Genomic DNA, 13,173 nt, shown 5'->3' on the forward strand with positions numbered 1-13,173 from the left:
TGAAATGTATCTTATCTAAAAAGAACGTTTTTTTATGCCAGCTAAGTTTAAAATTCAAATCTCTAATCCTTGTCAGGAGAAGTGGGGCAGTATGCAACCCAATACAATGGGTAAATTTTGCAGTTCCTGCCAAAAGGCTGTAACAGATTTTACTCAATTTTCTGATAAGGACTTACAAAATTGGTTTAGCAAAAACCAGCGGAACAGCTGCGGCCGCTTTAACCCAGATCAGCTGGATCGGTTGATTCAGGGAAAATCAAATTATACACTCAGCAAATTTAAGCCAGGCCTGGCTGCTGCTTCCTTACTGGCATTTTTAAGCTTTCCGAAACTGGTTAAGGCACAAAGTACTAAGGCCCCCCATACACAAACTGAAAAGCAGAAAGCTAAACCTGTTTTGGCGGAAACTGCAGTGATTTTTCCTGATACCTTAAGAAGCATTAAAGGTCATGTGCTTGATAAGAACGATAAACAGCCTGTTGGTGGAGCTGTTGTTTCTGTGAATAACAGGCTAGTTTATGGATATACCGACATAAAAGGAAACTTCGAAATACAGCTTCCTGCAAATTTCAGTAATCAAAATTGTGAACTAACCGTAAGTTATTTAGGTTATAAGACTTTAAGTTCACGGGTGGCTTTAAACAACAACGATCAATTAAACCTTGAGCTATGTGTGAGCGCGGAAATTTTAGGTGGAGCTGAAATTGTGATTATCAGACATTCTTTGTGGAGAAGGATTCTTTATCAGGCAAAAAATCAATTAAGGGATATTAACCCATTTTATAAGAAGCTGAATTAATTTTATAAAGACGCTATCGTCATGCTGAATTGGTTTCAGCATCTCTAATTAGAGCCCCTGAAATGAATCCGATAGCTATCGGATCAGGGTGACGCCCGATCCTTACTCCATCTCCCACACCATCACCTGTTTATCATCTCCGGTTGAGATGAGGTATTTGCCATCCTTGCTCCAAACAATTTTATTAATAGAATGGGTATGGCCAGTACCGGCTTTTTCCAGACTTAATATTTTATACAGTTTAAAGTTCTCGGCATCCCATAGTTTAATGCTTTTATCCTGACTGCTGGTTGCAAAATAGGGCAGGGTGGGGTGAAAAGCAATGTCGTAAACGGTAAACATATGGGCTGGGACAGTTTGTAGCAATTCATAATCCGGCAGGCTCCAGATTTTCAGTTGTGCGTCGCGGCTACCTGAAATTAAATACTTGCTTTCGGGGTGGTAGGCCAAAGCAGTAACCGGGAGCTTATGTCCTTCGAGGTTTTGTTTCAGGCTATAATCTGCCAGGTTATAAATTTTAATCAGATGATCTTTACAGCCAAATGCAATTTCCGTTTTGTTAGGAGATAGGGCAATGGTTCGAACGGTATCATAAGCTGCCTGAAAGCGGTAAATCTCTTTAAAATCGATTAACGACCAAACTGCAACTGTTCCATCTTCGCCTGTGGTAATGAGCTCATTTTTAGATTGTACGGTTTTAATGTTGAAAATAGGTTTCAGGTGTGCATTAATGCGCGTAATTACTTCCTGTTTCTTTAAATCGTACACACTAAAAGCACCGCTTCTTTCGCCCACAAACAACTTGTGCTCATAATAATGCAGGCAATAAACAGAGCTTTGCACTGGCATTTTAACCTTAACAAAAGCCATTTCGGCTAATGACCATTCTACAATACCTTTATCGTTACCCGCACTAAAGAATAATTCATCCTGATCAGAATGGGCAAGGGCATAAACCGGGTTTTGGTGGCCGGGAAGTGTTTTGATGTGTTTAAGCATTTCTTATAGCTAAAAGACTAAAGCTGAAAGACCAAAGCTTATGCTTTACCTTTCAGCTCAAATTATTTATGTCTTTTTTAAATTCTTGTTAAAGTTTAATTCGCAAAAATCTTTGGAAAATTTACCCCTTCACCAAATTCATCGACTTTTATTTCCTTTAATCGGTTAAAAATTCTTTCCGAATCTGAAACAGATATTGCAAGTGCTGTACTGAATACTTCGATTGGTAATTTTTCTTCCGTATAATCTTGAAAAATCAGGTTTATACCTTCGTTCTCTTTACTTGGGAATTGATCAATAGCATAATATTTAGCCGTTTTAAGTTTAGTGGTCCAAAAGCCATAATTGTGCTGATAGGATATATGGGTTGTACTGATAATATAAAATTCCTGACCAAAAGTGTTCCAAAGCAGATATTTGCCCAGAGTAAAAAAATATCCTACTGGTAGTAAGAACGGTAAAACATTTGGTTTTTCTTCTTGCAAGCTAAAAGCAAACCAGAATAGGCCAATGATAGCAGCAGTATTGAATAAGAATAAAAATATCTTTAAATAGTAATTTGTAGGAATTTTCGTCCTAACAAATACATTTAAATCGTCGAAATCTATTTCTGTTTTCAATTCTGAACTTATTTAGGTTTTTTTGGCTGGTTTGGCATCCAAAAACCTTACACCCTCTACCTTTTACCTTATTTATGCCTTTTCTCTAAATTCTTTGCAATATCCTGAATAGACAGGCCTTTTTCTTTCAATAAGAACATTAAATGGAAAAGCAGGTCTGATGCTTCGCCAATAAATTCTTCTTCTGTTTCAGCAAGTGCTGCAATTACCGTTTCAACACCTTCCTCACCAACTTTTTGTGCAATTTTATTTAAACCTTTAGCACGCATTTTATTGATGTACGAGCCTTCAACCGGGTTTTCGTATCGATCGTTGATGATGTTTTCCAACTCGAAAATGAAATTCTGATTGAAATCTGTTTTAAAACAGCTGCGGCTACCGGTATGACAGGTAGGGCCAACGGCATCTGCTTTAATGAGAATGGTGTCGTTATCGCAATCAACAAAAAGTTCTTTAACAAATAGAAAGTTGTCGCTGGTTTCGCCTTTTGTCCAAAGGCGGTTTTTTGTACGCGAAAAGAAAGTTACTTTGCCTTCGCTTTGTGTTTTTTCTAAAGCCTCGGCATTCATATAACCCAGCATTAAAACTTCTAAGGTTTTATAATCCTGAATGATTACAGGCAACAGGCCTGCGGTTTTATCCCAATCAAGGGAATTAATATCGATTGTCATTTTTATGCTGTTTCCGTCATTGCGAGGTACGAAGCAATCTTACTACTTATGTCGTCTTTTAAACCCATAGCTTTAGGATTGATTCGTGCCTCGCAATGACGAGTGTATTATTATATTCTTACCGGAATCTGGTTTCTTTTCAATTCCTGTTTTAAATCGGGTATCAAAATTTCACCGTAGTGAAATACCGAGGCGGCTAATGCAGCATCTACATTTGCTTTCTGGAAAACTTCGGTAAAATGATCCATGTTACCGGCACCACCGGAAGCAATGATCGGAATATTAATCATTTGGTTTACTTTACTCAATAAACCGCAATCAAAGCCTGCTTTAGTACCGTCGTGGTCCATAGAGGTTAGCAAAATCTCGCCCGCGCCTAAATCTTCGGCTTGTTTAATCCAGTTTTCAGTTTCCAGTTCGGTAATTAACCTGCCACCATTCAAATGTACCCTATTTTTACCATCAACATGTTTGGTATCCACTGCTAAGACCACAAATTGTACACCAAAGGCTTTGGCCAGTTCTTCAATCAGTTTAGGGTTTCTTACAGCCGCCGAGTTGATACTGATTTTATCGGCACCAGCGTTTAACAAGGCCTCAGCATCGGCAATTTCGGTAATTCCTCCACCAATGGTAAATGGAATGTTTAATTGCCTTGCTACCGATTTAACCATTTCAATCATCGTTTTGCGGCGCTCGTGTGTAGCGGTAATATCCAGGAAAACCAGTTCATCGGCACCTTGCTGTGCGTATTGGGCTGCCAGTTCAACCGGATCGCCGGCATCGCGTAGGTCAACAAAGTTTACACCCTTTACGGTACGGCCATCTTTTACGTCAAGACATGGTATTATTCTTTTACTTAGCCCCCCGCCCCCTAAAGGGGGAGTTGAAAACTGCTTTGCAGGTATGGCTTCTTTTATTTTTTCCAAAACTGAGTTTAAATTATTATAAAGTTCGGTATTCTTAAATCTAATTACTTTGATTCCAAATCCTTCAAGAATCTGTTGTCGTTCAATGTCTTTATTCATAACCTCTGGCAGATCATGTATACTTCCATCTAATTCAATAATTAATTTCGCTTCATGACAGTAAAAATCAGCAATAAAGTATGAAATAGGATGCTGTCTTCTAAATTTAACTCCTAATTGTTTATTGCTGATTACTTGCCACAGTAAACTTTCTGCTTCAGTTACATTGTTTCTTAATTTCTTAGCATTCTCAAAAATTGTAGGTAGTGCACCATAAAACATATTAGGCTCATTGACTTCGAAAAAGTCGGATTCGTCTTCGTTTATCTTATAGGTCATACTCCAATTATGCTAATTAGCTCCCCCTTCAGGGGGCTGGGGGGTTATATGCTACTCAAAGCCTTCAAATTCCACTCTTTAATCTCTTCAATGGTGATCCGGTCTTCGTAAATGGCTTTTCCAACTACCACGCTTCTGATCGGGTATTTGGCCAGTTCGTAAATATCGTCCATAGAACTTACACCACCCGAAGCAATTAATTTGATCATTGGTGAGTGTTCCAGTAGTTTTTGGTATAATTCAATCGCTGCACCGCCTAATTTTCCATCTTTGCTGATATCGGTACATAAGAAGCGGAAGAAACCTAACGAAAGGCATTTATCCACGTAATCCATCAGCTTAATTGGTGAGCTTTCCATCCAGCCCGAGTATTTAATTACTTCATCCAAAACATCAATTGCAATAACAATGCGGTTGGCATAATCGTCTTTTTTGGCAAAAGCTTCGCTCAACTGAGGCAGGAAATCGGGATTGGTAATGGCTTGCGTACCCACAATTACGCGGTGAATACCTGCATCAAGCAGATTGGTAACCTGCTCAATGGTACGGATTCCGCCGCCATACTGCACGCGCATTTCTGTTTTTTTAATGATTTCGAAAAGTGATTTCTGGTTGCTGAAATCGCCTTTTGCACCGTTCAAATCAATAATGTGGATGAAATCGGTACCGTTTGACCGGTATTTTTCGATCATTTCGGCAATAGAAACATCGTATTCCGTTTTCTGGTTGTAATCGCCTTCACGCAAACGGACAACTTTTCCATCTAAAATATCAATAGCAGGTATGATATACATTTTATATTATAAGCTTAAGTTTGAAAAATTTTTTAATATTAATTCGCCGGCTTTCCCTGATTTCTCGGGGTGGAACTGAACGCCGTAAAAATTGTCTTTTTGTACTGCCGCCGAAAACTTTAAACCATAATCAGCAGATGCAATGTCAAAAGTAGGGTTATATTCAATAAAGTACGAATGCACAAAGTAAAATTGTGTATTATCTTCAACACCTTCAAACAACGAATTGTTTTTAGGGTTCACGGCATTCCAACCCATGTGTGGGATTTTGATATTCAGGTCTTTATCAAATTTTTTGGTCTTTACCGGCACGATGTCCAAAAGGCTGGCATTGCCCTCTTCCGAATGTTCGGTAATGAGTTGCATGCCCACGCAAATGCCCAGTACAGGTTTGGTCAGCTTTTTTATGGCTTCAACCAGGCCGGTACCTTTTAATTTTTCCATGGCAGCACCCGCATGACCAACACCAGGGATGATGATGTGGCTGTACTTTTCGAGGTCAGCTTCAGTATTAACCATACCGTATTGGAGGTTTAAACGATCTAAAGCTGCGGTTAGCGAGAAAATATTACCAGCGCCGTAATTTACTATTCCAATCTCCCCAAACCCCTGGAGGGGCTTTTCAGTTCCATCTTTCATATGTTTTTTATACTGTTAAAAGAATTTAAAATTAATTTGAGCTTTCTTTTGAGGTGTCTATCTTCTTAAAACCGATGATTAATTTCGTTCTAATCAAATAGTCAACAATCAATTTATCTCCTTTCCACCAATTGTAAAATTCCGCTTTATCTAAAATAATATCTCCTTTTAGTTTAATTGAGGATTTTTTGCACTTGATCATAAACTTTTCATTGTTTGTCCTTATTTTTTTAAGTACTTCCAATTCGATTGTTTTTTTACGATTTGAATCAAAATCCATCTTTAATAGTAAAAGTGGACGGGCAATGAAGAACGCGATATATACTGATCCGAAAATAAGGAAACCTGTAAATGCTTCCCAATAATTTCCCGTTGAACCTGCTGATGGCATGCCGTTTTTGCTTGAAAAAGGAATAATAAATGCCATGATTAAAAAGATTAGTATTGTTGTATAAAGACCTTTTTTAGCCAGAGGCATTATTTCATAAGTAATCAGATCTATGTCTTCCTGACTTAGTTCTTCATCAACTGAACTTACTGTTGCATTATTTATTCCATTATCCATCTTCCCTTTTACAGTTTACAGCTTACAGTAGACCCTTTGTGCTTGGCAGTACCATTTTCTCTGCATCGCGTTTTACCGCCATTTTTATGGCTTTGGCAAATGCTTTAAAAATAGCTTCAATTTTATGGTGTTCGTTGTCGCCTTCGGCTTTAATGTTCAGGTTACATTTTGCGGCATCGCTAAACGACTTAAAGAAATGGTAAAACATTTCTGTTGGCATGTCGCCTACTTTTTCGCGTTTAAATTCCGCATCCCAAACAATCCAGTTCCTGCCGCCAAAATCGATAGCTACCTGCGCCAGGCAATCATCCATGGGTAAACAGAAACCATAACGCTCAATTCCCAGTTTATTGCCTAAACCTTTCGCAAAAGCCTCGCCTAAGGCAATTCCGGTATCTTCTATGGTATGGTGCTCGTCAATATGTAAATCACCTTTGGCAATTACCTCCAAATCAACACTGCCATGTCTGGCGATCTGATCAAGCATGTGATCGAAAAAGTTAAGGCCTGTTTCAATTTTTGCTTTTCCGGTACCGTCTAAATCCAGGTTAATGGTAATATCGGTTTCGTTGGTTTTGCGTACGTGATTAATTTTTCTGCTTCCTGCTTTTAACAGGTTGTAGATATCTTCCCATTTCTGGGTTTCTAAAACAATGATATCTAATAAAGTCTCGTGTTTATCTAAAGCCTCGGTCGATCCCAATGCATCATTCTGGCGAAGAAAGATCGCTTTTGCGCCTAAGTTTTTAGCCAGGATCACGTCGTTTAACCGGTCGCCAATTACGTAAGAGTTTTTTAAATCGTAGTCGCCGTTAAAATATTTGGTAAGCAGGGCCGTGCCGGGTTTACGGGTAGGGGCATTGTCTTTGGCAAAAGTACGGTCGATTACAATCTCGCTAAAGTTAACACCTTCACCTGCGAAAGTGTCTAACATGAAATTATGGATCGGCCAGAAATTTTCTTCCGGATTAGAGGGAGTTCCCAGTCCATCCTGGTTGGTTACCATTACCAGTTCATAATCCATTTCGCTGGCAATTTTCGACAGGTAATACAATGAGCGCGGATAAAATTTAAGTTTGGCAAAACTGTCTACCTGTTCGTCATCTGGTTCGATGTTTAACGTACCATCGCGATCGATAAATAATACTTTCTTCATTATAATTTTTTTAATACGGTTAACAGTTTATCATTCTCTTCTTTTGTGCCCACAGTAATGCGTAAACAACCTTCGCAAAGTGTCACTTTAGAGCGGTCGCGCACAATGATTCCTTCCTCCACCAGATCATCATAAATCTTCAGTGCATCGGTTACTTCTGCAAGCACAAAATTGGCATCAGAAGGGTAAACTTTTGTTACAATATTCAGTTCATTTAAAGCTGTAGATAAACGCTGTCTTTCGGCAACAGATTCTTTAATCCATTCGTTTACTTGTGCGATGTTTTTTAGCGCTTCGAAAGCTAAATCCTGAGTGGCCTGGTTGATGTTGTAAGGTGGTTTAATTTTGTTTAAAACATCGATCACTTTTGTTGAAGAAAATGCCATGCCCAAACGCAAAGCTGCAAGCCCCCAGGCTTTCGAAAATGTTTGCAAAACTACCAGGTTTCCGTACTCGGTTAACTCTTGTATAAAGGTCTTTTGTCGGGCGTAATTAATGTAGGCTTCATCTACCACAACAATGCCATTAAAGTTGGCCAAAATCGTTTCAATATCTTCGCGGTTTATCGAATTTCCGGTCGGATTATTTGGCGAACAAATGAAAATTAATTTCGTGTTTTTATCAATGGTTTCTGCAATTTTTTCCATGTCTAACTGGAAGTTTGGAAGCAGGCTAACCTTGCGGATTTCTACGTCATTTATATTTGCCGAAACTTCGTACATGCCGTAAGTTGGAGGCAAAATAATCACATTGTCTTTACCCGGATTACAAAAAGCCCGAAATAATAAATCGATGGCTTCGTCGCTGCCATTTCCTAAAAAAGTATTCTCGATTGGAACACCTTTAATTTTGCTTATGGCATCTTTTAAATCCAGTTGTAAAGGATCCGGATAGCGGTTATAATTGGCCGGCAAAGGCGAGCCATAACTGTTCTCATTGGCATCTAAAAAAATCGATGCCTGGCCTTTAAATTCATCCCTGGCAGTAGAGTAGGGGCGAAGGTTTTTTATATTTTCTCTTACTAAATCGTTAATGTCCATTATTTGTCCTTAATCGTCACCCTGAATTTAGTTCAGGGTCTCTGGTTATTCAATAGATGCTGAAATAAATCCGAAAGCTATCAGATCAGCATAACGTGAGTTGTGAAATTGTTTATCTAGTTAAATTCTTTAAGCCTGATACTCACTGCATTTTTATGTGCTTCCAATCCTTCAGCTGCTGCAAGTGTTTCAACAGTTGTACCAATGTTGTTTAAACCTTCGGTTGACAGGTGCTGAAAAGTGATTTTTTTAATAAAAGCATCAACAGAAACGCCCGAGTATGCTTTTGCAAAGCCGCTGGTTGGCAAAGTATGGTTAGTACCTGAGGCATAATCGCCTGCGCTTTCAGGCGTAAGGTTACCTAAAAATACCGATCCGGCATTGGTAATCAACGGGATAAGCTCCTGGTACTGCTCAGTGGCCAATATTAAGTGCTCGGGCGCATATTCGTTTGAAAATTGCATCGCAAGCTCAATATTATCCGTTAAAACTGCATAAGAATTGTCGATTGCTTTGGCAGCAATGTCCTTTCTAGGTAGGATAGCAAGCTGTTTTTCAACTTCTTTTAATGTTTCGGCTATGATTTCATTCGAGGTAGAAACCAATATAGCCTGACTATCAGTACCATGTTCTGCCTGTGCAAGCAGATCTGCCGCAACAAATGACGGAATGGCAGTTTCATCGGCTACTACCAAAACCTCAGATGGGCCCGCAGGCATATCGATAGCCACCTTGTTTTGTACCATGGTTTTGGCAGTGGTTACATAACGGTTACCTGGGCCAAATATCTTGTATACCTGTGGTACGGATTCGGTTCCGAAAGCCATTGCGGCTACGGCTTGCGCACCACCAATCATGAATATTTTTTCGATACCGAGCAGCACAGCGCAGTAGGCCAGATAGCAATTTGTTTTACCGTCTTGCTGTGGTGGCGAACATACAATTATTTCTTTACAGCCTGCAATAAGCGCCGGTGTTGCCAGCATTAAAAAGGTACTTGGTAAAACGGCAGTTCCACCCGGAATATAAAGCCCAACCTTTTCAATTGCCCTGGCTTCGCGCCAGCAAACCACACCTGGCATGGTCTCTACTTTATCTTCTTTTTTTAATTGCGACAGGTGAAAATTTTTGATGTTTTGGTGCGCGGTATCGATAGCTTTTTTTGCTTCAGCCGGAATGGTAGCTGCGATGGTTTTTAATTCTTCCGCATCCAGAAAAAGTTTTTCCAGTTCAACTTTATCAAAGGTTTTTGCGAAGTTAAAAAGGGCTTTATCGCCATCCGCTTTTACCGATTTTATGATGTCGGCAACACGGCTTTCAATCAGTTTATCGTCTTCAATCTGTCTTGAACAAAGTTCTTCAATTTTTGATTTAGATAAATCTGTATAATTGTAGATTTTCAATGTTTTATATTTTAAAATTAACTAATAGTTAATATGGAATTTTACGATTTTACTTGATTATTTTCTCAATTGGCATTACTAAAATACCTTCTGCTCCGGCTGCTTTCAAGTTGTTTATTTTATCCCAGAAATCAGCTTCTGCAATTACCGAATGTACGGCTACCCAGTTAGGTTCGAAGAGCGGAACTACCGTTGGACTTTTAACACCCGGAAGAAGATCGACTACTTTTTGAAGGTTATCTTTCGATACATTCAGCACCACGTATTTGTTCGATTTTGCACTAAGTACCGAGCGGATTCTTTGCAGTAATTCTGCTACCTCCGGATTGTCGGCTATAGATTTGTTTCCGATTAAAACCGCTTCCGATTGCATTACATCTGCAAATGGTTTTAGTCCGTTGCTCTTTAAAGTTCCACCGGTAGAAACGATATCAAAAATGGCATCGCTTAAACCTAAACCCGGACCAATTTCTACCGAACCGGAGATGGTTCTGATATCAGATTTGATGCCTTTTTCTGTTAAGAATTTTTCGAGGATTACCGGGTAAGAAGTGGCTACAGCTTTACCGTTCAGCTCTTCTAAATTTTGGATAGTACTGGTAGCCTGAACGGCAATTTTTAAAGTGCATTTTCCGAAACCCAGCTTCTGAAGATAATCAACTTCGGCTTTGGTTTCTACAATTACATTTTCACCAACAATACCCAGATCGGCAATGCCATCCTGTACATATTCCGGAATATCATCATCGCGAAGAAAAAGAATTTCTAAGGGGAAATTGGTAACCGTTGAAATGAGTGAACTTTTGTAGTTTTCGAATGCTAAACCACAGTTTTTAAGAATTTCTACAGATTTTTCGTTTAACCTACCCGATTTCTGGATAGCAATTTTAAGTGTTTTCAAAGTATTGAATATAGAGTGGACAAGAAATTATTTTACGGAAAAAACGTTTTGAAGTACAAAACAAACATATAGCATCGCCTATCGGCGATGGTGAAGATGTAAGTGATGGTTCAAAGTTAAGTTCATAAATTTATTTCTGCCTATATCAATGCTTTAGCTGATTAGCGCTGGCAAATATAGTGTTTGAAATGGTAAAACAAAAAATAATGGCACTTAATTTGCCATTATGCTGTTTTTATTGCCAATAACCGTTATTTTGTATTAAATTTTTAACAAATTGAAAAAGTTTCGCTTTCTGATTTTGCCCTTTATCTTGTTCGTTTCTGCCTGCGGATGGTTTAAAAGCCCACCCGAGATCGGGAAAGTGCTATCTGAGCATTTTAAGAATAAAATGTACAAAGATTTTGATACTGTAGCTTACGACAGCATTTTTGTTAAAACAATGGATAGCCTTTCGGGCAATTTCATCAATCCCAAAACAATTAAAGCATTTTATAGCAATAATTATAATCAACCTAAACTCATTACGCACTTTTACATTAATGGTGAGCTCGATTCGCTTGTAGCTTATTTAAATAAAAGTGAGGTGCATGGTTTCAATCCAAAGATTTTTAAGGGCGATGAGATAAAAGATTTATTAACGGAATTAACAGCTAATAAATTTAAGAAAGTAGAAGAGAGCTATCCGGTTATTGCCAGGCTAGAACTTTTATCGGCCAATGCCTACTTAAATTACACCAATTATTTGAAGTATGGTGTGGTAAATCCGCGCAATATTTTCTCGCGTTATTATATCAAAGTTGGGCGTCCGGATAGTGCCGGTATGCTTAAACTTTTAGATGGGAATAACCTGGTTGAAAACCTCAAATCAGCTCAGCCAAAATCGGTACAATATAAAGCTTTACAGTCGGCCTATTTGAGTGCAAATTCCGAAAGTGAAAAAAGGATTTTACTGCTAAATATGGAACGCTTCAGGTGGCAGATGCCCGCTACCGGAGATAACTATGTTCAGGTAAATATTCCTGACTTCAGGCTCACCTGGCTGGACAATCTGGATACCGTAATTTCGATGAAAGTTTGTGTTGGCGGGAAGCGTGAAAATGGTTACGAAGAGAAGCTAAAAGCTTTTGCAAAATCGGGCAATCTGGATGATAAACCAAAGAACCACGAAACGCCATTATTGTTTAGTAAAATCAATTCCATTCAGGCCAATCCAATTTGGAATATTCCGGTAAGTATTGCACAAAGTGAAATCTACTGGATGGCGCGTAAAGATCCTTTTTATTTATCGAACAGTAACATTAAAGTCTACTATAAAGATAAGCTGATTGGCGAGCCCGATACCATTAACTGGAACCGTTATTCGAGAGATAAGTTACCCTTTAAATTTAAACAGGGATCTGGTGGTGGAAATGCCCTGGGTAAGTTCAAATTTATTTTCGATAACAGCTCTAGTATTTACCTGCACGATACCAATAATAAAAACGGTTTCAACTTAACTAACCGTGCCATTAGTCATGGTTGTGTGCGTATTGAAAAACCTTTAGAGTTTGCCGAGCTTTTGGTAAAAGATACTTATACTTACGATAAGTTGAGGGCCGAAGTAGATTTACCCCCGGTTGATAGCACGCATATGAAGTGGTATCAAAAAAGGATGGCGCAAAAAGCCGATACGCTTAAAACGTTCCAGCTAAAACCGGCCTGGTTTGCACCAAAGAAAAATGTTCCTTTAATCATCACCTATATTACCGCCTGGTTTCAAAATGACAAGATAGAATACCGCCCGGATGTTTACGGAATGGACGAAAAACTTTGGGCTGCCATGAAAAAGTATCGATAAGAAAGCTTTATTTTGCACCATGCAAGAAAAACCAACCTTTAACCACCAGGCCGATTTGGTAAACAGCGCAATCCGTTTTATCAACTCGTGGTTTAAGCAATCTAAAACCATCACTGCAGAACTGAGCAATTTCTTTATCCTTCCGGGAAATAAAGTAATTGGTGCAGAAGTGATTGTTGCCCGGTTGAAAGGGATTTTTGGCCAGTCAGATGAATATGTTGGTGGGCGCTACGATATCATCGATGTAAATTTCGAACTGATGGGTGAGGAAAAAGGGATGGGTTTTGTAGAAGGGGTTGCCGGTTTCAGGGCGGTGCTGAAAGATCAATCAAAAATTATCAGTGGCCCGTTCAAACTTTATTTTGCCCTTCAAAATGGTAGCTGGAAAATTGTAAATATCGAGTTTCCGGGCTTTGCTTATTAAATATTCTTCATTTCT

At 38.9% G+C, this 13,173-nt stretch carries 14 protein-coding genes and 1 pseudogene; 3 read left to right on the forward strand and 12 right to left on the reverse strand.

All coding sequences use genetic code 11. The annotated features are described in order from the left end of the window. Window positions 1-397 precede the first annotated feature (397 nt). Window positions 398-799, forward strand: coding sequence for a carboxypeptidase-like regulatory domain-containing protein (locus OC25_RS28130; protein WP_167335398.1), 402 nt, complete (start codon window positions 398-400; stop codon window positions 797-799). A gap of 102 nt (window positions 800-901) precedes the next feature. Here the strand turns inward: OC25_RS28130 and OC25_RS13165 are convergent, their stop codons facing one another. The 12 genes and pseudogenes from OC25_RS13165 to hisG form a co-directional block, all read right to left on the reverse strand. Next, window positions 902-1,798, reverse strand: coding sequence for a WD40 repeat domain-containing protein (locus tag OC25_RS13165; protein WP_039476763.1), 897 nt, complete (start codon window positions 1,796-1,798; stop codon window positions 902-904). A gap of 95 nt (window positions 1,799-1,893) precedes the next feature. Next, a complete protein-coding gene (locus OC25_RS13170; protein WP_039476765.1) occupies window positions 1,894-2,418 on the reverse strand; it encodes a hypothetical protein in 525 nt (174 codons plus the stop codon). A gap of 68 nt (window positions 2,419-2,486) precedes the next feature. Further along, the gene (gene hisIE / locus OC25_RS13175) at window positions 2,487-3,089 is read right to left on the reverse strand and encodes a bifunctional phosphoribosyl-AMP cyclohydrolase/phosphoribosyl-ATP diphosphatase HisIE (RefSeq protein ID WP_039476766.1); all 603 of its coding nucleotides are present in this window, start codon (window positions 3,087-3,089) and stop codon (window positions 2,487-2,489) included. A gap of 110 nt (window positions 3,090-3,199) precedes the next feature. Then, window positions 3,200-3,997: an imidazole glycerol phosphate synthase subunit HisF gene (gene hisF, locus OC25_RS13180; RefSeq protein WP_052266208.1), complete on the reverse strand. Its 798-nt coding sequence runs from the start codon at window positions 3,995-3,997 to the stop codon at window positions 3,200-3,202. A gap of 9 nt (window positions 3,998-4,006) precedes the next feature. Continuing rightward, window positions 4,007-4,396, reverse strand: a pseudogene (locus OC25_RS28375) (endonuclease domain-containing protein); the annotation flags it as partial. Window positions 4,397-4,440: 44 nt separating this feature from the next. Next, on the reverse strand, window positions 4,441-5,190 hold the full coding sequence (gene hisA / locus OC25_RS13185) for a 1-(5-phosphoribosyl)-5-[(5-phosphoribosylamino)methylideneamino]imidazole-4-carboxamide isomerase (RefSeq protein ID WP_039476767.1): 750 nt from the start codon (window positions 5,188-5,190) through the stop codon (window positions 4,441-4,443). Window positions 5,191-5,196: 6 nt separating this feature from the next. Further along, on the reverse strand, window positions 5,197-5,829 hold the full coding sequence (gene hisH / locus OC25_RS13190; RefSeq protein ID WP_052266194.1) for an imidazole glycerol phosphate synthase subunit HisH: 633 nt from the start codon (window positions 5,827-5,829) through the stop codon (window positions 5,197-5,199). A 31-nt stretch (window positions 5,830-5,860) separates the two neighbouring features. Next, window positions 5,861-6,394, reverse strand: a complete 534-nt coding sequence (locus OC25_RS13195) for a hypothetical protein (RefSeq protein WP_039476768.1) — start codon at window positions 6,392-6,394, stop codon at window positions 5,861-5,863. Between the two features lie 22 nt (window positions 6,395-6,416). Further along, window positions 6,417-7,550, reverse strand: coding sequence for a bifunctional histidinol-phosphatase/imidazoleglycerol-phosphate dehydratase HisB (hisB, locus tag OC25_RS13200; RefSeq protein WP_039476769.1), 1,134 nt, complete (start codon window positions 7,548-7,550; stop codon window positions 6,417-6,419). Beyond that, window positions 7,550-8,590 carry a histidinol-phosphate transaminase gene (hisC, locus tag OC25_RS13205; protein WP_039476770.1) on the reverse strand — a complete coding sequence of 347 codons (1,041 nt, stop codon included), beginning with the start codon at window positions 8,588-8,590 and terminating at the stop codon, window positions 7,550-7,552. The genes hisB and hisC overlap by 1 nt, the downstream gene beginning before the upstream one ends. A 116-nt stretch (window positions 8,591-8,706) precedes the next feature. Continuing rightward, window positions 8,707-9,993 (reverse strand): histidinol dehydrogenase, encoded by a 1,287-nt coding sequence (gene hisD, locus OC25_RS13210; protein ID WP_039476771.1) that lies wholly within the window; start codon window positions 9,991-9,993, stop codon window positions 8,707-8,709. Window positions 9,994-10,042: 49 nt separating this feature from the next. After that, window positions 10,043-10,894 (reverse strand): ATP phosphoribosyltransferase, encoded by an 852-nt coding sequence (gene hisG / locus OC25_RS13215; protein WP_039476772.1) that lies wholly within the window; start codon window positions 10,892-10,894, stop codon window positions 10,043-10,045. Between the two features lie 391 nt (window positions 10,895-11,285). Here hisG and OC25_RS13220 point away from each other — a divergent pair, with 391 nt between their 5' ends. Together OC25_RS13220 and OC25_RS13225 are read left to right on the forward strand one after the other, a co-directional pair. After that, window positions 11,286-12,734 (forward strand): L,D-transpeptidase family protein, encoded by a 1,449-nt coding sequence (locus OC25_RS13220; protein ID WP_245221995.1) that lies wholly within the window; start codon window positions 11,286-11,288, stop codon window positions 12,732-12,734. 19 nt (window positions 12,735-12,753) lie between these two features. After that, a complete protein-coding gene (locus tag OC25_RS13225; protein ID WP_039476774.1) occupies window positions 12,754-13,158 on the forward strand; it encodes a hypothetical protein in 405 nt (134 codons plus the stop codon). The last annotated feature ends 15 nt before the right edge of the window (window positions 13,159-13,173 follow it).

This window comes from Pedobacter kyungheensis, assembly GCF_000812965.1.
Taxonomy (GTDB): Bacteria; Bacteroidota; Bacteroidia; order Sphingobacteriales; family Sphingobacteriaceae; genus Pedobacter; species Pedobacter kyungheensis.